The organism is Pseudomonas sp. COR18 (assembly GCF_048568395.1).
GTDB lineage: Bacteria > Pseudomonadota > Gammaproteobacteria > Pseudomonadales > Pseudomonadaceae > Aquipseudomonas > Aquipseudomonas fuscovaginae_B.
In genome coordinates this window covers 2,117,617-2,139,418 of record NZ_CP183808.1, presented here as the reverse complement: position 1 = coordinate 2,139,418, position 21,802 = coordinate 2,117,617, and the positions used below count along the sequence as shown (strand labels likewise).

The 21,802-nt window shown below is 64.0% G+C and carries 23 protein-coding genes and 1 pseudogene; 4 read left to right on the top strand and 20 right to left on the bottom strand.

The window, feature by feature from the left end; all coding sequences use genetic code 11:
- Positions 1 to 115 precede the first annotated feature (115 nt).
- Positions 116 to 913: a transporter substrate-binding domain-containing protein gene (locus ACM62G_RS09885; RefSeq protein WP_419737082.1), complete on the top strand. Its 798-nt coding sequence runs from the start codon at positions 116 to 118 to the stop codon at positions 911 to 913.
- A 12-nt stretch (positions 914 to 925) separates the two neighbouring features.
- Here the strand turns inward: ACM62G_RS09885 and ACM62G_RS09880 are convergent, their stop codons facing one another.
- The 11 genes and pseudogenes from ACM62G_RS09880 to ubiE form a co-directional block, all read right to left on the bottom strand.
- Positions 926 to 1,630, bottom strand: a complete 705-nt coding sequence (locus ACM62G_RS09880) for a methyl-accepting chemotaxis protein (RefSeq protein ID WP_419737507.1) — start codon at positions 1,628 to 1,630, stop codon at positions 926 to 928.
- Positions 1,631 to 1,831: 201 nt separating this feature from the next.
- Positions 1,832 to 2,755: pseudogene (locus ACM62G_RS09875) on the bottom strand (methyl-accepting chemotaxis protein); the annotation flags it as partial.
- Between the two features lie 273 nt (positions 2,756 to 3,028).
- Positions 3,029 to 3,736 (bottom strand): 16S rRNA (uracil(1498)-N(3))-methyltransferase, encoded by a 708-nt coding sequence (locus tag ACM62G_RS09870; protein WP_273822609.1) that lies wholly within the window; start codon positions 3,734 to 3,736, stop codon positions 3,029 to 3,031.
- Entirely contained in the window at positions 3,733 to 4,524 is a 792-nt protein-coding gene (gene tatC / locus ACM62G_RS09865; RefSeq protein WP_054060874.1) for a twin-arginine translocase subunit TatC, read from the bottom strand. Before tatC ends, ACM62G_RS09870 begins: the two co-directional genes overlap by 4 nt.
- Entirely contained in the window at positions 4,521 to 5,009 is a 489-nt protein-coding gene (gene tatB, locus ACM62G_RS09860; protein ID WP_054062068.1) for a Sec-independent protein translocase protein TatB, read from the bottom strand. Before tatB ends, tatC begins: the two co-directional genes overlap by 4 nt.
- 10 nt (positions 5,010 to 5,019) lie before the next feature.
- The gene (locus ACM62G_RS09855; protein WP_017903199.1) at positions 5,020 to 5,289 is read right to left on the bottom strand and encodes a twin-arginine translocase TatA/TatE family subunit; all 270 of its coding nucleotides are present in this window, start codon (positions 5,287 to 5,289) and stop codon (positions 5,020 to 5,022) included.
- Positions 5,290 to 5,314: 25 nt separating this feature from the next.
- A complete protein-coding gene (locus ACM62G_RS09850) occupies positions 5,315 to 5,647 on the bottom strand; it encodes a phosphoribosyl-ATP diphosphatase (RefSeq protein WP_419737081.1) in 333 nt (110 codons plus the stop codon).
- Between the two features lie 2 nt (positions 5,648 to 5,649).
- Positions 5,650 to 6,042 carry a phosphoribosyl-AMP cyclohydrolase gene (gene hisI, locus ACM62G_RS09845; protein ID WP_054060519.1) on the bottom strand — a complete coding sequence of 131 codons (393 nt, stop codon included), beginning with the start codon at positions 6,040 to 6,042 and terminating at the stop codon, positions 5,650 to 5,652.
- An 80-nt stretch (positions 6,043 to 6,122) separates the two neighbouring features.
- A complete protein-coding gene (gene ubiB / locus ACM62G_RS09840; RefSeq protein WP_416771414.1) occupies positions 6,123 to 7,727 on the bottom strand; it encodes a ubiquinone biosynthesis regulatory protein kinase UbiB in 1,605 nt (534 codons plus the stop codon).
- A complete protein-coding gene (locus ACM62G_RS09835) occupies positions 7,724 to 8,341 on the bottom strand; it encodes a ubiquinone biosynthesis accessory factor UbiJ (RefSeq protein ID WP_419737080.1) in 618 nt (205 codons plus the stop codon). The genes ubiB and ACM62G_RS09835 overlap by 4 nt, the downstream gene beginning before the upstream one ends.
- Entirely contained in the window at positions 8,341 to 9,111 is a 771-nt protein-coding gene (gene ubiE / locus ACM62G_RS09830) for a bifunctional demethylmenaquinone methyltransferase/2-methoxy-6-polyprenyl-1,4-benzoquinol methylase UbiE (protein ID WP_054060522.1), read from the bottom strand. Before ubiE ends, ACM62G_RS09835 begins: the two co-directional genes overlap by 1 nt.
- Positions 9,112 to 9,268: 157 nt before the next feature.
- Between ubiE and ACM62G_RS09825 the strand changes: the two genes are divergently transcribed.
- The 3 genes from ACM62G_RS09825 to ACM62G_RS09815 all read left to right on the top strand — a co-directional run bounded on the left by ACM62G_RS09825 (position 9,269) and on the right by ACM62G_RS09815 (position 11,051).
- Positions 9,269 to 9,544 carry a polyhydroxyalkanoic acid system family protein gene (locus tag ACM62G_RS09825; protein WP_054060523.1) on the top strand — a complete coding sequence of 92 codons (276 nt, stop codon included), beginning with the start codon at positions 9,269 to 9,271 and terminating at the stop codon, positions 9,542 to 9,544.
- Positions 9,545 to 9,730: 186 nt separating this feature from the next.
- Positions 9,731 to 10,153, top strand: coding sequence for a phasin family protein (locus ACM62G_RS09820; RefSeq protein ID WP_054060524.1), 423 nt, complete (start codon positions 9,731 to 9,733; stop codon positions 10,151 to 10,153).
- 10 nt (positions 10,154 to 10,163) lie between these two features.
- Complete coding sequence (locus ACM62G_RS09815) at positions 10,164 to 11,051, top strand: phasin family protein (RefSeq protein WP_054062071.1); 888 nt, start codon at positions 10,164 to 10,166, stop codon at positions 11,049 to 11,051.
- A gap of 98 nt (positions 11,052 to 11,149) precedes the next feature.
- Here the strand turns inward: ACM62G_RS09815 and ACM62G_RS09810 are convergent, their stop codons facing one another.
- The 9 genes from ACM62G_RS09810 to argS all read right to left on the bottom strand — a co-directional run bounded on the left by ACM62G_RS09810 (position 11,150) and on the right by argS (position 21,744).
- Positions 11,150 to 11,767, bottom strand: coding sequence for a TetR/AcrR family transcriptional regulator (locus ACM62G_RS09810; protein WP_054060051.1), 618 nt, complete (start codon positions 11,765 to 11,767; stop codon positions 11,150 to 11,152).
- A gap of 54 nt (positions 11,768 to 11,821) precedes the next feature.
- Positions 11,822 to 13,504 carry a class II poly(R)-hydroxyalkanoic acid synthase gene (phaC, locus tag ACM62G_RS09805; protein WP_419737079.1) on the bottom strand — a complete coding sequence of 561 codons (1,683 nt, stop codon included), beginning with the start codon at positions 13,502 to 13,504 and terminating at the stop codon, positions 11,822 to 11,824.
- A 128-nt stretch (positions 13,505 to 13,632) separates the two neighbouring features.
- Entirely contained in the window at positions 13,633 to 14,490 is an 858-nt protein-coding gene (gene phaZ / locus ACM62G_RS09800) for a poly(3-hydroxyalkanoate) depolymerase (protein ID WP_054060053.1), read from the bottom strand.
- 109 nt (positions 14,491 to 14,599) lie between these two features.
- Complete coding sequence (gene phaC / locus ACM62G_RS09795) at positions 14,600 to 16,279, bottom strand: class II poly(R)-hydroxyalkanoic acid synthase (RefSeq protein ID WP_054062073.1); 1,680 nt, start codon at positions 16,277 to 16,279, stop codon at positions 14,600 to 14,602.
- Between the two features lie 244 nt (positions 16,280 to 16,523).
- Positions 16,524 to 16,904, bottom strand: coding sequence for a gamma-butyrobetaine hydroxylase-like domain-containing protein (locus ACM62G_RS09790; RefSeq protein ID WP_054060055.1), 381 nt, complete (start codon positions 16,902 to 16,904; stop codon positions 16,524 to 16,526).
- Positions 16,905 to 17,044: 140 nt separating this feature from the next.
- Entirely contained in the window at positions 17,045 to 18,382 is a 1,338-nt protein-coding gene (hslU, locus tag ACM62G_RS09785; RefSeq protein WP_054060056.1) for an ATP-dependent protease ATPase subunit HslU, read from the bottom strand.
- A 53-nt stretch (positions 18,383 to 18,435) separates the two neighbouring features.
- Positions 18,436 to 18,966 carry an ATP-dependent protease subunit HslV gene (gene hslV, locus ACM62G_RS09780; protein WP_017901757.1) on the bottom strand — a complete coding sequence of 177 codons (531 nt, stop codon included), beginning with the start codon at positions 18,964 to 18,966 and terminating at the stop codon, positions 18,436 to 18,438.
- 329 nt (positions 18,967 to 19,295) lie between these two features.
- Positions 19,296 to 20,006: an SPOR domain-containing protein gene (locus tag ACM62G_RS09775; RefSeq protein WP_054062074.1), complete on the bottom strand. Its 711-nt coding sequence runs from the start codon at positions 20,004 to 20,006 to the stop codon at positions 19,296 to 19,298.
- A gap of 1 nt (position 20,007) precedes the next feature.
- Positions 20,008 to 21,744, bottom strand: a complete 1,737-nt coding sequence (gene argS / locus ACM62G_RS09770) for an arginine--tRNA ligase (RefSeq protein ID WP_419737078.1) — start codon at positions 21,742 to 21,744, stop codon at positions 20,008 to 20,010.
- Positions 21,745 to 21,802: the final 58 nt, after the last annotated feature.

Genomic DNA, 21,802 nt, shown 5'->3' with positions numbered 1-21,802 from the left:
GACGGCCTGTTCGGGTGCGTTAGGATCGCGCCCCGAAATTGTGCCCGCCGGCCTGCGCCAGTTCCGCGTAGACCGGACGGGGCGATCCCATCGGGAAATGGATCAAGGAGTTTTCATGACGAGAAGGTACCTGGCGATACTGCTGGGCGTTGCCGCATTCCTGCAGGCCTGCGGGCTCCAGGCGGGCGCCATCGACGAAGCGGTCAGGCGGGGCAGCCTCAAGGTGGGGACCAATCCGACCTACATGCCGTTTCAGATGACCGACCGACAGGGGCGGGTGGTGGGTTTCGAGATCGATCTGCTGCATGAAATGAGCAAAGCCCTTGGGGTGCGCCTGGAGATATTGCCCAGCAGCTACCCGCAACTGATCCCCGACCTGCTGGCGGGCAAGACCGACCTGATCGCCAGCGGCATGACCCTGACCCCGGAGCGCAACCTGCGCCTGAACTTCAGCGATCCCTTCATGGTGGTGGGGCAGGCCATGCTGATTCCGCTGGAGCTGGGGGGCAAGGTCCAGAGTTTCGAGGACCTGAACGATGCCGCCTACCGCATCCGTGTCAAGGCCGGCACCACCGGTGAGATCGTGGCGAAGAGGCTGATCGGCAAGGCCCAACGGGTCAGTTACGCCACTGAGGAGGAGGGCGTGCGCGATGTGCTCGACGGCAAGGCCGACGCCTTCATCCATGATGCACCCTACAACCTGGTGGCGGTGAACCGGCTGGGGGCTGGCAAGCTGCTGTGTCTGGACCAGCCCTTCACCTACGAGCGCCTGGCGTTCGGTCTGAAGAAAGGCGACCACGACAGCCTGAACTGGATCAACCACTTCCTGAACCAGATCGCCGAGGACGGCACTTACGACCGGATCCACGACAAGTGGTTCAAGGACACCGCCTGGCTGGCCGACCTCGACTGAGTTCGGTCAGGGTCAGACACGGAAGCGGCTGACCAGTACTTGCAGGTGATTGCCCAGGCGCGCCAGTTCGACGCTGGAGGCGGCGGTTTCCTCGCTGGCCGAGGCGGTCTGTTCGGACACGTCGCGCACGTTCAGCACGCTGCGGTTGATCTCCTCGGCCACGGCGCTCTGTTGCTCGGCGGCGGCAGCGATCTGCTGGTTCATCGTCTGGATCGCCGACACCGTGCGGGTGATGCTCCCCAGCGCGCCACCGGCACGGCGGGTCAGTTCGACGCTGCTGTCGGTCAGGCTGCGGCTGTTGTCCATGATGGTCGCCACCTGGTCGGTGCCTCCTTGCAGGCCAACGATCAGTTCCTCGATTTCCTCGGTGGATTTCTGGGTGCGTTGGGCCAGGCTGCGCACTTCGTCGGCGACCACGGCGAAACCACGCCCGGCCTCGCCGGCACGGGCGGCCTCGATGGCGGCGTTGAGGGCCAGCAGGTTGGTTTGTTCGGCCACCGACTTGATCACGTCGAGCACGCTGCCGATCTTGTCGCTTTCGGCCTTGAGGTGGCTCATGGCTTCGGTGGAGTGACCGACTTCGGCGGCCAGGCGTTCGATCTGGGCGATGGCCTCGCCGACCACCTTGTCGCCTTCGCGGGCCTGCTGGTCGGCGGCGACCGCGGCTTCCGAGGCCTCTTCGGCGTTACGTGCCACTTCCTGCACGGTGGCGGTCATCTCGTGCATGGCGGTGGCGACCTGGTCGGTCTCGGCCTTCTGGCTGTTGACCCCGGCGCTGGTCTGTTCGGTCACGGCCGACAGTTGCTCGGCGGCGCTGGCGATCTGGGTGACCCCATCGCTGATACCGCCGATCAGCTTGCGCAGGCTGATGGTCATGCTCTGCATGGCCCGCTGCAGTTGGCCGAGTTCGTCGCGGCGGCTGACTTGCAGGTCCTCGCTGAGGTCGCCGGAGGCAACGCGCTCGACCACCTTGAGGGTCTGCTGCAGTGGTGTAACGATCTGCCGGGTGATGGTCCAGGCGGCAATGATGCCGAACAGCAGGGCCAGGCCGGCGGAAATGCCGAGCAGGCTCTTCGCCTGGTCGGCATCGCTGTCGCGGCGGGCGGTCTGCAGGTCGGTCAGTTGGTTGCTCAGTTCCAGCAGATGGTTGCCTTGCTCCTCCATGTTCTTGAGCGCCTGGGCGCTGGCGATCTGGGAGTCGCGGAAGGCGCTGACGGCAGCCCGATAGGCCTTGAGGGAGTCGCTGGCCTGCTGCAGGTTGGCCAGGTGCTGCTCGGGCAGCCTGGCCGGCAGGCTCTCCAGGTTCTTCAGAGCGTTGTCGATGGCATCCAGTGCGGGTTGCTCGGCATCACTGCGGCCACTGTAGGTGTAGCCGCGAACCTGGAAACGGGCCTGCTGGATCAGTTTGCTCAGCTCGATCACGCTGTTGAACTGGGCGATGCTGTCGCCCTGCAACATCGATTTCTCGACCTCTGCAACCTTGGCGACGGCATTGTCGGCGCTGGCGCCGAGTTTGCTGCGGGCGGCCTCGCGGTTCTGCGTGGCCTGGGTCATGTCGGCGAACGCGCGCTTGTACTGGACAAGGGTGGCCAGTTGCTGGTCGATCAGTGTGATGCTTTCCGGGGTCTGCAACTGCTGGCGGGCTGTTTGCAGGCCGTTTTCCAGCTTGTCCAGCAGGCCGGCGACGGTGCCCGGGCCCTGTTCGCCCTTGCGCATCTCGTAGTCCAGGCGGGCGATACGCAGGTCCTTGGTCAGCATGTTCAGCGAGGAAATGTAGCCCAGCTTGTCGCCACGGTTGATCACCGAACCCAGGCCGCTCCAGCCGGTGAAGGTGATGAGCATGGTCAGGAGCAGTACCAGGCCGAAGCCGATACCGAGTTTCAGGTTGATGCTCACATTGCCCAGGCTCTGGGTTAGCCAACGGTACATGGGTCGGACTCCTGACGGCGCTCGTACGCCTGATGGCGGACGGATTTCCAATATTGCCGTTGTATCGGCGGCGTAGAGCGATTCTGTAGCGCCGCGATCCTTCAATGTACCCCACGGAACCCGTGGGAACTGATCTTCTGGGGGGGAACATCAGCTTCCACAGGTCTGCTGGTGCCCCGGGAGCGTTCAGAACAGGCGGGCGAGCAGGGCGGTGACGGCGGTTTCGACCCGCAGGATCCGTTCGCCGAGCTGCACCGGTTGCAGGCCGGCCTTGCCCAGCAGGTCGATTTCGTAGGGGATCCAGCCGCCTTCGGGGCCGATGGCGAGGGTGACCGGTTCGTCCACCGCCCGTGGGCAGGGCGGGTAGTGGCCCGGATGGCCGACCAGGCCCAGGGTGCCCGCGCTGATGGCCGGCAGGCGATCCTCGACGAAAGGCTTGAAGCGCTTCTCGATGATGACTTGCGGCAGTACGGTGTCGCGGGTCTGTTCCAGGCCCAGGACCAGTTGCTCGCGAATCGCCTCGGGTTCCAGGAACGGTGTCTGCCAGAAGCTCTTCTCCACCCGGTAACTGTTGACCAGCACCAGCCTGGGCACGCCCATGGTGGCGATGGTCTGGAAGACCCGGCGGAGCATCTTCGGACGCGGCAGGGCGAGCACCAGGGTCAGCGGCAGCTTGGCCGGCGGTGGCTGGTCGAGGCTGACCTGCAGTTGGGCTTCACCGGCCTCCAGGTGCAGGACCCGGGCATTGCCCATCAGCCCGCCGAGCCGGCCGACCCGCAGGCTGTCGCCCACCGCGACGCGATGGACTTCCTGCATGTGGGTCAGGCGCCGGTCACGCAGCACCACCCGGTCGGCCGCAATGAAGTCGGCCTCTTCAAGAAGCAGCAGGTTCACGCGAGCGGGGCTGGCGGCTGTGGGCCAGTGTCGGTGGGTTTCTCTTCCGACGCCTCGCCACGCTTGCTGACCAGGCCGCCGAACAGCACGCCGATCTCGAACAGCAGCCACATCGGCACCGCCAGCAACGTCTGCGAGAACACGTCCGGCGGGGTCAGGATCATGCCGACCACGAAGCAGCCGATGATCACGTACGGGCGGATCTTCTTCAGGTACTTGACGTCGACCACGCCGATCCACACCAGCAGCACCACGGCCACCGGGATCTCGAACGCCACGCCGAAGGCGAAGAACAGCGTCATGACAAAGTCGAGGTAGCTGGTGATGTCGGTCATCATCTCGACGCCGGCCGGGGTGGCGGCGGCGAAGAACTTGAAGATCAGCGGGAACACCAGGTAATAGGCGAAAGCCATGCCGGTGTAGAACAGGATGATGCTGGACACCAGCAGCGGCACGGCCACGCGTTTCTCATGCTTGTACAGACCCGGGGCGATGAAACCCCAGATCTGGTGCAGGATCACCGGGATCGCCAGGAACAGCGAGACCATCATGGTCAGCTTGAGCGGCGTCAGGAACGGCGAGGAGACGTCGGTGGCGATCATCGTCGCGCCGGCCGGCAGGTACTGGCGCAATGGCGTGGAGACGAAGGTGTAGATCTGCTGGGTGAAGGCGAACAACCCGGCAAAGATCAGGAAGGTTGCCGCGACACAGCGCAGCAGGCGGGTGCGCAACTCGGTAAGGTGCGAGACCAGCGGCATCTGCTGGTCGTTTTCCGGAAAATCGCTCATGGGGCTCGCGGCGGCACAGTTGGGTCGTGAGAAGCTGGCGCACTTGGCGTCGGCGCGGGAGTGACGGTTTCGCCCGGAACATGCGGGGCCGGTTCGACGGCGCCCAGCACCGGTACGGCATCGCCCGGGGCGACGGTGGCCGGTGGCAGGTCGCTCGGCAGCGGTGTTTCACCGGCCGGCTGGGTCACGGATTGGGCGGCCGGCTGGCTCTGGGGCTGAGCCTGGGGAGCCGGCTCCTGGACCGGCGACAGGATCTTGCGAGCCTCCTGTTCCAGGGACAGGATGTGCTCGTTGTGCAGTTGCCGACGGATTTCGTCGGCACCGATTTCCCGTTCCACTTCCTGCTTGATCGCGTTGAAGCTGCGTTTCAGCCGTCCGACCCACAGGCCAGCCGTGCGCGCGGCACCCGGCAGGCGCTCGGGGCCGAGGACCAGCAGCGCCACCAGGCCGACGAGCAGCAGTTCACTGAAGCTGATACCGAACATTATTCAGTGCTCACGAATGATTGCGGGGCTCTTCGACCTTCTGCGCCTGTACATCGATGGTGTGTGGCGCGTTCTGCTGGGCGCCCGGCTGCGGCTGGGCAGGTTGCACGGTCGGCGGGACTACCGGCTCGGCCGGCTTCTCGTCATCGTTCATGGCCTTGCGAAAGCCCTTGATCGACTCGCCGACGTCGGTGCCGAGGTTCTTCAGCTTCTTGGTACCAAACACCAGCACGACGACGATCAGGATGACGATCCAGTGTTTCCAGTCAAAAATGCCCATGGTGTTTCTCCTCTCGAAAAGTTGTTCAGGCGGACGGACGCGAGGCTTTCTCGGTGTGTCCGGACAGTCCGAAGCGACGGTCCAATTCATCCAGCACGGCCTGCGGATGCTGGCCCAGCTGGGCGAGCATGACCAGGCTGTGGAACCACAGGTCGGCGGTTTCGTAGATCACGTCGCTGCAGTCGCCGCTGAGGGCTGCGTCCTTGGCCGCGATGATGGTTTCGACGGACTCCTCGCCGACCTTTTCCAGAATCTTGTTCAGTCCCTTGTGGTACAGGCTGGCGACATAGGAACTGTCGGGTGCCGCACCCTTGCGCTCTTCCAGTACCTGGGCCAGGCGGGTCAGGGTATCAGTCATGTTCAGTGTCCTGCTGCGTAGATGCTGTGCGGGTCCTTGAGGACCGGATCGACCGTCTTCCAGCCGTCGTTTTCGTAGACGCGGTAGAAGCAGCTTTGGCGGCCGGTGTGGCAGGCGATGTCGCCGACCTGTTCGACCATCAGGATGATCACGTCGGCGTCGCAATCCAGGCGCATTTCATGCAGATGCTGCACGTGGCCGGACTCCTCGCCCTTGCGCCACAGTTTGCCACGTGAACGTGACCAGTAGATGGCGCGGTTCTCGCGAGCGGTCAGTTGCAGCGCCTCGCGGTTCATCCAGGCCATCATCAGCACGCGCCCGGTCTTGTGATCCTGGGCAATCGCCGGCACCAGGCCGTCGCTGTCCCACTTGATCTCGTCCAGCCAGTCTTTCATTTTCGACTCCGACAACCGGGCGCAACCTGCGTGGTTGGGCCTCGGCGAATGAACAGTTTGCCAGCCGCGAGCCTTGCTGGCTATCGGCGCACGACCAGATACAAACCAATGGCCAGCATGACTGCCGCCGGCCAGTGACCCCATTCGTGCAGCGGCCCGTTGGCGGCGAGAAACGCGCCTCCCCCAAGATGCAGCGAGCCGAGCAGACGCAGCAGCCAGTCGTCCTTGCGCTTTTTGTACGGCGGCTGCGGGTCGGCGGCATGGGGCTGCGACAGGCGTTCGAGCAGGTCGCGGGTCATGTTGGCCAGGTGCGGCAGTTGCTCGACCTGGCTCTGCAGGTTGCCCAGCAGGGTTTTCGGGCTGACCCGTTCGCGCATCCAGCGTTCGAGGAACGGCTGCGCGGTGCTCCACAGGTCCAGTTCCGGGTACAGCTGGCGGCCCAGGCCTTCGATGTTGAGCAGGGTCTTCTGCAGCAGCACCAGCTGTGGCTGGACTTCCATGTTGAAGCGCCGCGCGGTCTGGAACAGGCGCATCAGCACCTGGCCGAAGGAGATGTCCTTCAGCGGCTTTTCGAAGATCGGTTCGCAGACGGTGCGGATCGCCGCCTCGAACTCGTTGAGTCGGGTGTCCGCCGGAACCCAGCCCGAGTCGATATGCAACTGGGCGACGCGGCGGTAGTCACGCTTGAAGAAGGCGAACAGGTTGCGGGCCAGGTAGTCCTGGTCCTGTGGGGTCAGGCTGCCGACGATGCCGCAGTCGATGGCGATGTACTGCGGACTCCACGGCTTGACGGTGCTGACGAAGATATTGCCGGGGTGCATGTCGGCGTGGAAGAAGCTGTCGCGGAACACCTGGGTGAAGAATATCTCCACGCCGCGTTCGGCGAGCAGCTTCATGTCGGTACGCTGGTCGGCCAGGGTCGCGAGGTCGGTGACCTGGATGCCGTAGATGCGCTCCATCACCAGCACCTTAGGCCGGCACCAGTCCCAGTAGACCTGGGGCACGTACATCATGTCCGAGCCTTCGAAGTTGCGCCGCAACTGGCTGGCATTGGCCGCCTCGCGCAGCAGGTCGAGCTCGTCGTAGATGGTCTTCTCGTAGTCGCTGACCACGTCCACCGGGTGCAGCAGGCGGGCGTCGGCGGAGAGCCGCTCGGCCGTGCGGGCGAGCAGGAACAGCCAGGCCAGGTCCTGGGCAATCACCGGCTTGAGACCTGGACGGATGACTTTCACCACCACTTCCTCGCCGCTCTTGAGCTGCGCGGCGTGGACCTGGGCCACCGAGGCCGAGGCCAGCGGTTCGATGTCGAAGCGGCTGAAGACTTCGCCGATCTTGCGGCCCAGTTGCGACTCGATCAGCTCCACGGCTTTCTGCGGGTCGAACGGTGGGACACGGTCCTGCAGCAGCATCAGCTCGTCGGCGATGTCCTCGGGCAGCAGGTCGCGACGGGTCGAGAGGATCTGCCCGAACTTGATGAAGATCGGTCCCAGGTCCTGCAGGGCCAGGCGCAGCCGTGCACCGCGGCTCAGGTCCAGCGGCTTGCGCGGCAACCAGCGCCACGGCAGGGCGAAACGCAATGCCAGGAGGAACCAGGGCAGGGGCAGGTCGAACAGCAGGTCATCGAGACGGTAGCGGATGACCACGCTCAGAATGCGTAACAGACGGCGGACGGCGAGCAGCTTCATGCGTTATCGCTGGAATTGAGGGATCGGGAGAGGCGTTCGAAACGTGCCTCGAGTCGTTCTAGATCGAGCTTGAGCCGGTCGAGTTCGGCGAAACGGGCTTCGGCCTCGTGTTTGCCGACCAGTGCCCGCGACTCTTCGCTGAGGTACTCGGCCAGGTTCTGGTTCAGGCTGGCGAAACCCTGCCGGTACCAGCCGGCACGGCTGCGCAGGTGGCCACTGACCAGTTGCGTGGCGACCGGGCCGAGCCAGCGCGACAACTCGTACTCCCAGTCCAGCTCCAGGTCCTGCAGCACCCCGGCCAGGTCCAGCAGCACCGCGCTGTCGCCTTCCAGGTGCACGTCCGGGCCATGCAGCACGGCGCTCTTGTCCTTGCTCAGGGCCAGGTTGAGCAGGCTGGTGGTGGACGCACGGAGGATGCAGTCGGCCTCGGCGGCCCAGTGGGCGGCCAGCAGCAGGCCTTCGTCGCTGGGCAGGATGAACAGCTTCAAGGCCGGGCTGTCGACCTCGATGACCTTGCCCGTCAGGTGCCCGAGACGGCCCAGGGCAGTGCTGTCCAGGCGCAGCACACGGTTGAGGCCGTGTTCGACGCCGGCGAGAAGGCCGCTGAGCAGCATCAGGGCTTGATGCCGCGGTGCAGGGCGACGATGCCCGAAGTCATGTTGTGGTAGGTCACGCGGTCGAAGCCGGCGTCCACCATCATCGACTTGAGCGTTTCCTGGTCCGGGTGCATGCGGATCGATTCGGCCAGGTAGCGATAGCTTTCCGAGTCGTTGGTGATCAGCTTGCCGGCCAGTGGCATGAAGGCGAACGAGTAGGCGTCGTAGACCTTGGACATCAGCGCGTTGGTCGGCTTGGAGAACTCCAGCACCAGCAGGCGGCCACCGGGCTTGAGCACCCGCAGCATGGAGCGCAGGGCATCTTCCTTGTGGGTGACGTTGCGCAGGCCGAAGGCGATGGTCACGCAGTCGAAGTGGTTGTCCGGGAACGGCAGCTTCTCGGCGTCGGCCTGGACGAACTCGATATTGCCGGCCACCCCGCGATCCAGCAGGCGATCACGGCCGACCTTGAGCATGGAGGCGTTGATATCGGCCAGCACCACCTGGCCGGTGGGACCCACCAGGTGCGAGAACTTCGCCGCCAGGTCGCCGGTGCCGCCGGCGATGTCCAGCACCCGGTTACCGGGGCGCACGCCCGACAGCTCGATGGTGAAACGCTTCCACAGGCGGTGCATGCCGCCGGAAAGGACGTCGTTCATCAGGTCGTACTTGGCGGCCACCGAGTGAAAGACTTCGGCGACTTTGCCGGCCTTTTCGCTTTCCGGCACATTCTTGTAGCCGAAGTGTGTGGTGGGTTCGGCATCGCTGCCTTTGCGCTGATCAGTCATATCGCTGTCACCAGAAGAGAATGCGGGCCATTCTAATCCCGGTAGCCGGCTTTGTCTTGGCAAAGGCGGAATGTAAGTATAGTGGGCGACCGGGGCGGATTGACGCAGCGCAGTTCAAGGCCGCCCCGGCCTACATTCATGGAACAGGAGTCAATCGATGGCCCGGATTAGTGTCGAGCGTGCCCATCATCTCGGTCTGGCAGGTGCGCGTGAGAAGGCCGAGGCGCTGGTGCAGAAACTGGCTGACCAGTATGGCCTGGCGCCGCGTTGGTCGGGTGATACCGTCAGCCTCAAGCGCTCCGGCGTCAGCGGCGAGGTGACGATCGCCGAGGACCGGATCAGGGTGGATGTCGAGCTGGGCATGCTGATGTCGGCCATGAGCGGCACCATCAAGAGCGAGATCGAGAAGGCGCTGGACAAGGCGCTGGCCTGAACCCGTCGGATCCGAACCTGTGGCAGTCAATCCTGTGGGAGCCGGCTGCCACGGGTGAATCCGGTTTCCACAAGTGACCCCTGGCCACATCGGTTAGGGTGCCCATTCTAATTTTTGCCACTACTTTGTGCTGCAGTCCCCGCTTGCGCGGGCAGTTCCTCCAACCGTTCACGTGTGAGGTGCACCATGGCCAAAGTCAGTCTGAAGAAAAAATCCGACGTTCAGCCCACCGCCCTGGCTGAAGTGAAACTCTATGCCCGCAGGATCTGGTTGGCGGGTCTGGGCGCCTACGCCAAGGTCGGCAAGGAAGGCAGCGAGTACTTCCAGGAACTCGTCAAGGCCGGCCAAGCAATTGAAAAGGAAGGGAAAAAGGCTGTCGACGCAAAGCTTGAAGCCGCCAACAGCCAGATCGACAGCGTGAAGAGCGATGTCAGCGGCCTCAAGGGTCGGGTCGAAGTGCAACTAGACAAGGTCGAGAAAGCGTTCGACAGCCGTGTCGCCAGTGCCTTGAATCGCATCGGGATTCCGTCTAAACATGACGTTGAGGCACTCTCTGCTAAGCTCGATGAGTTGACGGCATTGCTCGAACGTGTCGCGCGTAAACATTAAGGAGAACGGGATGGCTGGCAAGAAGAATACTGAGAAAGAAGGCAGCTCGTGGATCGGGAAGGTTGAGCAATACTCCCGCAAGATCTGGCTGGCCGGTTTAGGCGTGTACTCGAAAATCGACAGTGACGGCAGCAAGGTCTTCGAGAGCCTGGTGAAGGACGGTGAGAAAGCCGAGAAGCTGACCAAGAGTGCAGTGGGCAAGACTGTCGAGGCGGCCAAGGACTCCGCCGGTTCGGCCAAGTCGCGCATCACCGGCGTCAAGGAACGCGCCCTGGGCAAGTGGGACGAACTGGAGGAGGCTTTCGACAAGCGTCTGAACAGTGCCATCTCGCGCCTGGGCGTTCCCAGCCGCAATGAGGTCAAGGCCCTGCACAGCAAGGTCGACACCCTGACCAGGCAGATCGAGCAACTCACTGGCCAGAAGGTGACCCCGGTGGCGGCGAAAGCGGCGGCAGCCAAACCGGCAGCGAAGACGGCGGCCAAGCCGCTGGCCAAGGCTGCGGCCAAACCCGCCGCCAAGCCGGCAGCTAAAACCGCTGCGGCCAAACCGGCAGCCAAGCCGGCTGCAAAACCCGCCGCCAAGCCTGCGGCCAAGACGGCGGCTGCCAAGCCAGCCGCGAAGCCAGCAGCCAAGCCGGTAGCCGCGGCCAAACCCGCCGCGAAACCAGCGGCCAAGCCTGCTGCGAAGCCGGCCGCTGCAAAACCGGCAGCCAAACCTGCCGCGAAGCCTGCAGCGGTGAAAAAGCCAGCGGCGGCCAAGCCGGCCGTTGCCAAGCCGGCAACTCCTGCCGCGGCGAAACCGGCGGTGGCACCGACCACCACCAATTCGGTGTCCCCGGCTGCTCCAGCCGCTCCGGCTGCGGCCCCGGCTCCGTCGGCGCCGACTTCTCAGTCCTGAGTGGCGCTTCGCGCAATGGAAACGCCCGGTCTGTGAAGGCCGGGCGTTTTTGTTTCGGGCTTGGCAGCCCTGTTCTGCTCCATACCTTGGGCCGGTTATCAAGGCTCTTCGAGATAACGCAAGGCCATCCGTTCAGTCGCCAACCGTGCCGGCGGCAGCAGGTGCGGCGCCACCAGCATCATGATCTGGTACACCACCAGCCGGACCTCGCCCTCGCGGCCCAGGATTCGCTGATAGTCCAGCGAGAACAGCAGAGTCAGGGTGATCTGTTCCACCAATTGCCCCAGCGCCTGGGTGTCGCTGACGATGAAGCCCTGGGTCTTCAACTGCGCCAGCAACGAGGCGAGGGTACGCTTGAGCGCGTTGAGCAGGTTGCGGATACCCCTGGCGAGCTTGGGCAGGCGGCCGGCCAGGTTGGACAGGTCCTGGAACAGGAAGCGGTACTGGGACAGGCGCTCGACGATCAGGTGCAGGAAGAACCAGTAGTCCTCCGGTGCCAGTTCGGCATCCGCCGGAGGGTTCAGCAGCGGTGCCAGCTCCGCCTGGAAGCGCTCGAAAAGCCCGAGTACCAGAGGCTCCTTGCCATGGAAGTGGTAGTAGAGATTGCCCGGGCTGATCCCCAGTTCATTGGCGATTTCCATGGTCGAGACATTCGGTTCGCCCTTCTGGTTGAACAGTTGCAGCGTGCATTCAAGAATCCGGTCGCGGGTCTTCATCCAGTCTTCTTAGGTTGGGTGTCACGGCTGCCGGGCAGCCGTGTCCGGTGAGAGTCATCGCACCCGCACATAAGTGCCGGGTGCGGCTTCCATGGTTGGATACCTGGCGTCGCCGAGGGTCAGCCGGGTTTCCTTGAGAGCTCCCGAGTGCGACTGGAGCCATTCCAGCCATTGTGGCCACCAGCTGCCCTGGACCTGCCGACCATCGTAGTACCAGGCCCGCGGGTCGCTGCTCAGCTTGAGGTTTTCGATGTAGGTGGACTTGGGGTTGCCCGGCGGGTTGAGAATGCTCTGGATGTGGCCGCTGTTGGACAGCACGAAGCGGCGGTCGCCGCCCAGCAGCAGGGTCGAGCGATAGACCGCGTCCCATGGCGTGATGTGGTCGTTGATACCGGCGACATGGAAACTGTCGACCGTGACTTTCTGCAGATCGATGGGCGTGCCGCAGACTTCCAGCCCGCCAGGGTGACTGAGCGGGTTGTGCTTGAAGAAGTCCAGCAGGTCGCCATGCAGCGCGGCCGGCAGGCGGGTGTGGTCGTTGTTCCAGTAGAGGATGTCGAAGGCCGGCGGCTCCTTGCCCAGCAGGTAATTGTTGATCCAGTAGTTCCAGATCAGGTCGTTGGGCCGCATCCAGGCGAACACCTTGGCCATGTCCCGGCCGTCCAGCACGCCTTGCTGGTAGGAGCGGCGCTTGGCTGCCTCCAGGGTCTGCTCGTCGACGAACAGGGTGGCCGGACTGTCCAGCCGGCTGTCGAGCAGGCTGACCAGGTAGGTGGCACTGGCGACCCGGCGCAACTGCCGCTTGCTCAGCAGGTAGCCTTGCAGGGCGGCGATGGTCAGGCCGCCGGCGCAGGCGCCCACCAGGTTGACCTCGCGGCTCGCGGTGACGCTCCGGCAGACGTTCATCGCCTGCTCCACCGCCTCGACATAGCTCGACAGGCCCCACTCACGGTGGCGCACGTCGGGGTTGCGCCAGCTGATGATGAACACCTGCAGGCTGTTTTTCAGGGCGTACTGCACGAAGCTGTTGGTCGGACTGAGGTCGAAGATGTAGTACTTGTTGATTTGTGGCGGCACGATCAGCAACGGCCTGGCGTATTGCTTTTCGCTCATCGGCCGATACTGGATCAGCTCCAGCAGCTCGTTGCGAAAAACCACCGCCCCCTGGGTGGTGGCCACGGTCTTGCCGACTTCGAAGGCATGCTTGGTGACCTGGCTGGGCAGGCCGTTGTTGTGCAGCATGTCGTTCACCAGGTGGCTGATGCCGCGCACCAGGCTGTTGCCACCGGAATTGAACAGCTCCTTGACCGCCAGGGGGTTGAGCAGGGTGTTGGACGGCGCCACCGCATCGTTGAACAGCGTGAAGATGAAGTGCGCCCGGGCGCGCTCGTCATCGCTCATCCGGCTTTCGTCGATCCAGTGCCGGACCTGGGTCTGCCACGCCAGGTAGGCCTGCAGGCCACGTCGGTAGAACGGGTTCAGGCTCCAGGCCGGGTCCGTGAAGCGCGAGTCACGTGGAGAGGGTTGGTGCGGTGTCTCGCCGAGCAACACCTTGCCCAACTGGTTCCCCAGCGCCAGCACATGCCGCGCCGTGTGCAGCGGGTTGCGCAGGCCGTGGGTGGCGACGCTGCGCAGGGTGGAGAGCAGATCCTGGCCGCGCAGGCCGGTAATCGCACTCTGTGCATTGATGGGCGTCGCGGCTGCGGGTAGCGAACCCGTCGCTGGTCTGTCTGGCATGAGTCAACACTCCTTCGTCATCAAGCTGATCAACCGATACATCGCATCGGACCGGGGCTGTCCACTGCCCCGTCCCTGACGTGCCCTGCCGATATCCTGCCGGTGGGTACGCTGCGAATGGGTGCCCCTCAGGTGCTCTTGAAGGGCGCCGGTTGCGGGTGCATGACGGCCCGCTGACGTTCTTCGTCGAGGAACTTCATGATGATGGGCGCCACGGCTTCGGCCCGGGTGATCAGGAACAAGTGGCCGTCATCGATTATGTGTAGCTGGGCATTGGGAATACGCCAGGCCAGCAGGCGCATATTGATCAGCGGAATGAGCGGATCATCGTCGCCGGCCAGTACCAGGGTCGGCTGGCGGATCTTGTGCAGCCAGTGGATGCTGGTCCAGCCGAGGCCGGCGAACAGTTGCCAGTAGTAGCCCAGCTTGCCGGCCGAACGCACCTTGGCCGCGTGTTCGGCGGCCAGGTGCGGATCGCGGCGGAAGGCGCCGCCGTAGATGGTCGGCGCGATACGGATGACGTGGGAGGGTTGAATGTAGCGGCGCGGGCTGGCCATGTTCCACAGCACCTTGGGCTTGCCCGGGACCATGACCGCGCCGGCGGCGGTTGCCGCCAGGATCAGCTTCTTGCAGCGCTCCGGATAATCGTGGGCGAACTGCTGGGCCAGTGCGCCACCCCAGGACACCCCGACCGCATTGACCTGGCCATAGTCCAGGTAGTCGAGCATCCGCGCGCTGAGCTTGGCCAGGCCGGGAAAGCGATAGGGGCGGCTGGGTGTGGACGAACCACCGACGCCGGGGACGTCGAAGGCGATCACTTCGAGGTCTGGGTCCAACGCCTGGACGAACGGAAACACCAGCTCCAGGTTGGCGCCGATGCCGTTGAAAATCAGCAGTGGCGTCAGGTGTGGCTTGCCGGGGCGAACCGCGGTACGGATGGTCTGGCCGTCCAGCTCGATGGTTCTGAAAATGAACGGTTGCGGCATGCTGCGAGCCCTGTGTTGAATCCTGCTTCTGTGTGCACGTGATCCCTCATGTGCACGCGATCCTTGCAGGAGTCGCCGTACCGCCGGCTCCTACAAGGGGCGGCGCGGTCTATCGCTCGTGCACGTAGGTGCCCGGTGCCGCCTCGGCCGACGGGTATGCCTTGCTGCCCAGGCTGGTCGGCGACTTCTTCAGCTTGCCCGAGCGCGCCGCCAGCCAGGCTTGCCAATGCAGCCACCAGGAGTCGGTATGCTTGGTGGAGTTTTCCTGCCAGTCCTCGGCCTTGGCCGGCATCTCCTCGTTGGTCATGTAGCGCGACTTGGGGTTGCCCGGCGGGTTGAGGATGCTCTGGATATGGCCGCTGCTCGACAGTACGAACTCGACCTTGCCACCGAACAGTTGCGCCGATTTGTAGCAGGACTTCCACGGCGTGATGTGATCGTTGGTGCCGGCCAGGGCGAAGATGTCGGCGTCGACTTTCTTCAGGTCGATGGGTGTGCCGCACACTTCCAGTGCATCGGCGCGTACCAGTGGGTTGTTCTTGAACATCTCGATCAGGTCGCCGTGGAACGCGGCGGGCAGGCGGGTGGTGTCGTTGTTCCAGAACAGGATGTCGAACACCGGCGGCTCGTTGCCCAGCAGGTAGTTGTTGACCCAGTAGTTCCAGATCAAATCATTGGGCCGCATCCAGGCGAACACCTTGGCCATGTCGCTGCCCTCCAGCACGCCCTGCTGGTAGGAGTGGCGCTTGGCGGCTTCCAGGGTCTGTTCGTCGACGAACAGCGCGACCTGGGTGTCCAGGGTGGTGTCGAGCACGCTGACCAGCAGGGTCAGGGAGTTGACCTTCTTCTCGCCCAGGGCCGCGTAGTGGCCGAGCAGGGCGGTGCAGGTGATGCCGCCGGAGCAGGCGCCGAGCATGTTGAGGTCCTTGCTGCCGGTGATCGCGCAGACCACGTCGACAGCCTCCTTGAGCGCCTCGATATAAGTCGACAGGCCCCACTCGCGCTGCGCCTTGGTCGGGTTGCGCCAGCTGATGATGAAGGTCTGCTGGTGGCTGCGCAGGCAGAAGCGCGCCAGGCTCTTGTCCGGGCTCAGGTCGAAGACGTAGAACTTGTTGATCTGTGGCGGCACCACCAGCAGCGGGCGTTCATGCACCTGCTCGGTGATCGGCCCGTACTGGATCAGCTCCAGCACGTCGTTGCGAAACACCACGGCGCCTTCGCTGGTGCCGAGGTTCTTGCCGACCTCGAAGGCGCTCATGTTGACCTGGCTGGGCATGCCGCCGTTGTGCACCAGATCCTTGGCCAGGTTCGACAGGCCGTCGAGCAGGCTCTTGCCGCCGGTCTCGAAGAACCGCTTGATCGCCGCCGGGTTGGCCGCCGTGTTGGTCGGGGCCATGGCTTCGGTCAGCAGGTTGATGACGAAGTGTCCGCGGCTGATGTCCTGGGCCGAGAGCGAGCTGTCGTCGATCCAGTCGTGGAGTTCCTTGCGCCAGGCCAGGTAGGTTTGCAGGTAGCGCCTGTAGAGCGGGTTCTGGCTCCAGGCCGGGTCAGAGAAGCGACGGTCGTCGTTGTCCGGCTGCAACTCGGATTTGCCGAACAGCACGTTCTTCAGTTCGACGCCGAAATGGGCGACGTGTTTGGCACTGTGGATGGGCTGCCGGAGGGTCTGGGCCAGTACCATTCGTGCCGAAGTCAGAAGATCCTTTCTACGCAAGCCGACGACGGGGTTCAGGCCCAGGGTGTTTTCCGAGGCCTGACGCTTGAGGTCATCGCTGTTCTTGTCACTCATCTACGACGCTCCATTGTCCTGAGACGAGTACCGGGTAAACACTGTGCGACCAGGCACAACGAATGCCAAGTACTGCTGCTCGGGTGACCGGTTGATTGCGCATCGTTAAATGCACGGGACTTGCCAAGTCCATTGGTTACCCGAGTTTAATTTTTTTCGCAAGCGCGCCGAACGTCAGCCGCTGCTTCCGGGTATTGGATCAGAACAGATTAGAAAATACGCCCCAAATGGCAAGACGCGCGAGCTAGAGCATCAGCTTGACGATCGATTCGGAAGGGTCGCGGGATTTTCCGGCTGCCTTGAGTTCGGCAAGATACTCGGCCCACAAGTCATCCTGACGACAGGCGAGTTGATAGAGGTAATCCCAGGTGAACAGGCCGCTGTCATGGCCGTCGTCGAAGGTCAGTTTCAGTGCGTACTGGCCGGCGGGTTCGAGCTTGCTCAGGCCGACGTTGAGCTTGCCGAACTGCAGGATCGGCTGGCCGTGTCCCTGGACCTCGGCGGAGGGAGAGTGCACCCGCAGGAACTCGGCGGGCAGATGGTATTCCTCGTCCGGACCGTATTTGAGGGTCAGGGTTTTCGAGGCCTTGTGCAGATTGATGGCGGTGGGGATGCGGGTTGTCATGACGTGCGCGGACCTGTCGATGTAAGAGCCTTCCCCTCTTTTTTTGTGGGAGCGGGCTTGCCCGCGAAGCTTTTTGGCGGCCTTCAGGGCTCCTTCGCGGGCAAGCCCGCTCCCACAGAAAAGAGGGGGAGCGGTGTTTCTTACAGGATATACCGCGACAGGTCTTCGTTCTGCGCCAATTCGCCGAGGTGGCTGTTGACGTAGTCGGCGTCGATGCGAATCGGCTCGGCACCCTGGGCGCCGGCCAGGTCGCCGGCACTGAACGAGACTTCCTCGAGCAGCCGCTCCAGCAGCGTGTGCAGGCGACGGGCGCCGATGTTCTCGGTCTTCTCGTTGACCTGCCAGGCGATCTCCGCCAGGCGCTTGATGCCTTCCGGCTGGAACTCGATGTTCAGGCCTTCGGTCTTGAGCAGTTCGCGATACTGTTCGGTCAGCGAAGCATGTGGCTCGCTGAGGATGCGCTCGAAGTCTTCCGGGCTCAGCGCCTTGAGCTCGACACGGATCGGCAGGCGGCCCTGCAGCTCGGGAACCAGGTCGCTCGGCTTGCTCAGGTGGAACGCACCGGAGGCGATGAACAGGATGTGGTCGGTCTTGACCATGCCCAGCTTGGTGTTGACGGTGCAGCCTTCGATCAGCGGCAACAGGTCGCGCTGCACACCCTCGCGGGACACGTCGGCACCCCCGACATTGCCGCGCTTGGCGACCTTGTCGATCTCGTCGATGAACACAATGCCGTGCTGTTCGACCGCCTCGAGGGCCTTGGCCTTGAGTTCCTCGTCATTGACCAGGCGCCCGGCCTCCTCGTCGCGGACCAGCTTGAGCGCTTCCTTGACCTTGAGCTTGCGGCTCTTGCGCTTGCCCTTGCCCATGTTGGCGAACAGGCTCTGCAACTGGTTGGTCATCTCTTCCATGCCCGGTGGCGCGGAGATATCGACGCCGGTGTGCTCGGCGACTTCGATCTCGATCTCCTTGTCATCCAGCTGGCCTTCGCGCAGGCGCTTGCGGAACAGCTGGCGGGTGTTGGAGTCCTGGCTTGGCTGGGCCTCTTCGTTGAACCCGGAGCGCGCCGGTGGCAGCAGGGCGTCGAGGATGCGTTCCTCGGCAGCGTCTTCGGCGCGGTGGCGGACCTTGACCATCTCCTGCTCGCGCAGCAGCTTGATCGCGGCGTCCGCCAGGTCGCGGATGATCGATTCGACATCGCGTCCGACGTAGCCGACTTCGGTGAACTTGGTCGCTTCGACCTTGATGAACGGGGCGTTGGCCAGCTTGGCCAGGCGCCGGGCGATTTCGGTCTTGCCGACGCCGGTCGGGCCGATCATCAGGATGTTCTTGGGCGTCACTTCGACGCGCAGCTCTTCAGGGAGCTGCATCCGGCGCCAGCGGTTGCGCAGGGCAATGGCGACAGCGCGCTTGGCATCGTCCTGGCCGATGATATGGCGATTGAGTTCGTGGACGATCTCGCGGGGAGTCATGGACATGGTATGTGGGGCCTCAAGCGGTTGAGTCAGTGTCGATACAGGGCTGGCACTGCCTATTCCGCGAGGTCCTGCTCCTCAATAGTGAAGTGGTGATTGGTGAATACGCAAATGTCGCCGGCGATGCCGAGGGCGGTCTCGACGATCTCGCGGGCCGACAGGTCGGTCTTCTTCAGCAGGGCGCTGGCCGCGGCCTGGGCATAGTTGCCGCCGGAGCCCATGGCGATCAGGCCGTGCTCCGGTTCGACCACGTCGCCGTTGCCGGTGATGATCAGCGAGGCGTCCTTGTTGGCAACCGCCAGCATGGCTTCCAGGCGACTCAGGGAGCGGTCGGTACGCCATTCCTTGGCCAGTTCGACGGCGGCACGGACCAGGTGGCCCTGGTGTTTTTCAAGTTGGCCTTCGAAACGTTCGAACAGGGTGAAGGCATCGGCGGTGGCACCGGCGAAGCCGGCGAGGACCTGGCCGTGATAGAGGCGGCGAACCTTCTTGGCGTTGCCCTTCATGACGGTATTGCCGAGGGAAACCTGGCCGTCGCCACCCATGACGACTTTGCCGTGGCGGCGAACTGAAACGATGGTGGTCAAGGGAGTGTCTCCACGCAGCGGGGCGAAAATGCCTGATGGAAACTCATATGGGGGTGGTGCAGGGATTTTCAACCTCGGGTGAGGTTGGGGGACGAGTGGTGTAGGAGGAGTGCGCACCATTCTGTGGGAATAGGCTTGCTGGCGATAGCGGCCTTGCCAGCGCCGCGGACGGTATTGAATGGCCGCCTGCGGCGGATCGCCAGCAAGCCGGCTCCGCAGGGAGGGCGGGCCGTGCACGCAATCGGCTTGCGACACGGGCCCGTGGGCGCCTGGCTGGCCAGCGCATGGGCCTTCAAGCCCGGCCCAACCCTGCGTAGAGGCCGGCAGGGTCAGCGGCTCTGGCGTTGTTGTAACAACAGATTGCTGAAACCGCTGGCGGCCAGTTGTTTCTGGGCCGTGGTCAGTTGTTCGCGGTTGCTGAACGGACCGACCAGGACCCGATACCAGGTCTCGTCCTTCACCGTGCCGGACTCCACCGAAACCGCCTGGCCGAGCAGGATGATCTGCGCCCGGACCTTGTCCGCGTCGGCTTCCTTGCGGAACGAACCGGCCTGCAGGAAGAACTTCGTCACCGCCGCCGGTTCCGCCTTGGCCACCGGTGGTGGCGGTGGCGGGGTGATCCCGGCCAGCGCCGCCTGGGCCCGGGCGGTGTCGATCTTCGCCGCTTCGGCCGGGGTCACCGGTGTTTGCGGGGTTGGCACGGTCTGCGGGGTCGGCAGGGTTTTCTCCGGCACGGCCTCCGGCGGCACGATGACTTCCGATTCCGGCAGCAGGGTATAGAAGTCGTACTTGGGCTTCACCGGCTGGGTCGGGCTCGGAGGCGTCTTGTTGGCTTCGGCGACCTTGGCGGCTTTCTGCTGTTCCTGGCGCACGCGCTTGACGTCATCGCCCTTGCCCGGTTCCAGTTTCATCAGGAAGACGATGAAGGCGCCAACGCCCAGCCCGATGGCCAGCCACAACCAGCCCGGGATCGGCTTCTTTTCGGGAGCCTGGTAGCGGCTGGCGCCGCGTTTCGGTGCGGGTTTTTTCTTCGCTGCCAACTTACATGCGCTCCAGGGTTTCCAGGCCCAGCAGCTCCAGGCCTTGCTTGAGGGTACGGCCGCTCAGCGCCGCCAGGCGCAGGCGGCTTTGCATGCGGGCCGGGGTATCGGCGCCGAGGATCGGGCAGTTCTCGTAGAAGCTGGAGAACAGGCCGGCGACATCGTACAGGTAGGTGCAGAGGATGTGCGGCGTGCCCTTCTCGGCAACGTTATTGAGCACTTCCGAGAACTGCGCCAGCTTCGCCGCCAGTTCCTGCTCGTGGGCGGCTTCGAGGACGATCTGCCCGTCGACTTCGCTGAAGTCCTTGCCCAGCTTGCGGAATACGCCGGACACGCGGGTGTAGGCGTACAGCAGGTACGGTGCGGTGTTGCCTTCGAAATTCAGCATCAGGTCGAAGTTGAAGCTGTAGTCGCTGGTGCGGTGCTTGGACAGGTCGGCGTACTTCACTGCGCCGATACCCACGACCCGGGCGATCTCGCGCAGTTCGGCTTCGGCCAGGTCCGGGTTCTTTTCCTTGACTAGGTTGTAGGCACGTTCGCGGGCTTCGGTCAGCAGGTCGATCAGCTTGACCGTGCCGCCGTCGCGGGTCTTGAACGGACGACCGTCGGCGCCGTTCATGGTGCCGAAGCCCATGTGTTCCATTTCCATCGGATGGGTCACGAAGCCGGCCTTGCGGGCCACGGCGAACACCTGCTGGAAGTGCAGGGCCTGGCGCTGGTCGACGAAGTACAGCGCGCGGTCGGCCTTGAGCTGGCGGCTGCGGTAGCGCACGGCGGCCAGGTCGGTGGTGGCGTAGAGGTAGCCGCCATCGGCCTTGACGATGATCACCGGCAGCGGCTCGCCTTCGGCGTTCTTGAACTCGTCGAGGAACACGCACTGGGCGCCGTTGCTCTCGACCAGCATGCCGGCGGCCTTGAGGTCATTGACCACGTTGATCAGGTCGTCGTTGTAGGCGCTTTCACCCATGACGTCGGCCATGGTCAGCTTGACGTTGAGCAGTTCGTAGATCTTCTGGCAGTGGGACAGCGAGATGTCCTTGAAGCGGGTCCACAGCGCCAGGCACTCGGCATCGCCGGCCTGCAGCTTGACCACCAGGCCGCGGGCGCGGTCGGCGAACTCGGGCGACTCGTCGAAGCGCTGCTTGGCGGCGCGGTAGAAGTTCTCCAGGTCCGACAGCTCGTCGCTGGTGATGGGGTTTTCCTGTAGGTAGGCCATCAGCATGCCGAACTGGGTGCCCCAGTCGCCGACGTGGTTCTGCCGGATCACGGTATCGCCGAGGAACTCCAGGACCCGCGCCACGCCATCGCCGATGATGGTCGAGCGCAGGTGGCCGACGTGCATTTCCTTGGCCAGGTTCGGTGCCGACAGGTCGACCACGGTGCGCTGGGCCGCGCCGGCCTTGCGCACGCCGAGGCGGGCGTCGGCCAGGGCGGCGTCCAGGCGCGAGGCCAGGGCCTGGGTGTTCTGGAAGAAATTGATGAAGCCGGGGCCGGCGATCTCGGCCTTGCTGACGTTTTCATCGACCGGCAGGGCAGCGATCAGCTTTTCCGCCAGGTCGCGGGGCTTCAGGCCGGCAGGCTTGGCCAGCATCATCGCGATGTTGCTGGCGAAATCGCCATGGGTCTTGTCGCGGGTGTTCTCGACCTGGATCGCCGGCGTCAGGCCTTCAGGCAACACACCTTCGTTGACGAGTTGGGTGAGGGCTTGCTGGATCAGCTGGCGAATGGTGTCTTTCATGGTCTTCTCTTTCGACCGCGAGCGCGGCGGCGCCCAAGGCGCAGGTGGAAAAACTGGA

Excerpts from the sequence above, each read along its gene's own strand:
- ACM62G_RS09885 (WP_419737082.1), top strand. The coding sequence starts at position 116 with ATGACGAGAAGGTACCTGGCGATACTGCTGGGCGTTGCCGCATTCCTG.
- ACM62G_RS09880 (WP_419737507.1), bottom strand. The coding sequence starts at position 1,630 with ATGACCGCCACCGTGCAGGAAGTGGCACGTAACGCCGAAGAGGCCTCG.
- tatC (WP_054060874.1), bottom strand. The coding sequence starts at position 4,524 with ATGAGCGATTTTCCGGAAAACGACCAGCAGATGCCGCTGGTCTCGCAC.
- tatB (WP_054062068.1), bottom strand. The coding sequence starts at position 5,009 with ATGTTCGGTATCAGCTTCAGTGAACTGCTGCTCGTCGGCCTGGTGGCG.
- ACM62G_RS09855 (WP_017903199.1), bottom strand. The coding sequence starts at position 5,289 with ATGGGCATTTTTGACTGGAAACACTGGATCGTCATCCTGATCGTCGTC.
- ACM62G_RS09850 (WP_419737081.1), bottom strand. The coding sequence starts at position 5,647 with ATGACTGATACCCTGACCCGCCTGGCCCAGGTACTGGAAGAGCGCAAG.
- hisI (WP_054060519.1), bottom strand. The coding sequence starts at position 6,042 with ATGAAAGACTGGCTGGACGAGATCAAGTGGGACAGCGACGGCCTGGTG.
- ubiB (WP_416771414.1), bottom strand. The coding sequence starts at position 7,727 with ATGAAGCTGCTCGCCGTCCGCCGTCTGTTACGCATTCTGAGCGTGGTC.
- ACM62G_RS09835 (WP_419737080.1), bottom strand. The coding sequence starts at position 8,341 with ATGCTGCTCAGCGGCCTTCTCGCCGGCGTCGAACACGGCCTCAACCGT.
- ubiE (WP_054060522.1), bottom strand. The coding sequence starts at position 9,111 with ATGACTGATCAGCGCAAAGGCAGCGATGCCGAACCCACCACACACTTC.
- ACM62G_RS09825 (WP_054060523.1), top strand. The coding sequence starts at position 9,269 with ATGGCCCGGATTAGTGTCGAGCGTGCCCATCATCTCGGTCTGGCAGGT.
- ACM62G_RS09820 (WP_054060524.1), top strand. The coding sequence starts at position 9,731 with ATGGCCAAAGTCAGTCTGAAGAAAAAATCCGACGTTCAGCCCACCGCC.
- ACM62G_RS09815 (WP_054062071.1), top strand. The coding sequence starts at position 10,164 with ATGGCTGGCAAGAAGAATACTGAGAAAGAAGGCAGCTCGTGGATCGGG.
- ACM62G_RS09810 (WP_054060051.1), bottom strand. The coding sequence starts at position 11,767 with ATGAAGACCCGCGACCGGATTCTTGAATGCACGCTGCAACTGTTCAAC.
- phaC (WP_419737079.1), bottom strand. The coding sequence starts at position 13,504 with ATGCCAGACAGACCAGCGACGGGTTCGCTACCCGCAGCCGCGACGCCC.
- phaZ (WP_054060053.1), bottom strand. The coding sequence starts at position 14,490 with ATGCCGCAACCGTTCATTTTCAGAACCATCGAGCTGGACGGCCAGACC.
- phaC (WP_054062073.1), bottom strand. The coding sequence starts at position 16,279 with ATGAGTGACAAGAACAGCGATGACCTCAAGCGTCAGGCCTCGGAAAAC.
- ACM62G_RS09790 (WP_054060055.1), bottom strand. The coding sequence starts at position 16,904 with ATGACAACCCGCATCCCCACCGCCATCAATCTGCACAAGGCCTCGAAA.
- hslU (WP_054060056.1), bottom strand. The coding sequence starts at position 18,382 with ATGTCCATGACTCCCCGCGAGATCGTCCACGAACTCAATCGCCATATC.
- argS (WP_419737078.1), bottom strand. The coding sequence starts at position 21,744 with ATGAAAGACACCATTCGCCAGCTGATCCAGCAAGCCCTCACCCAACTC.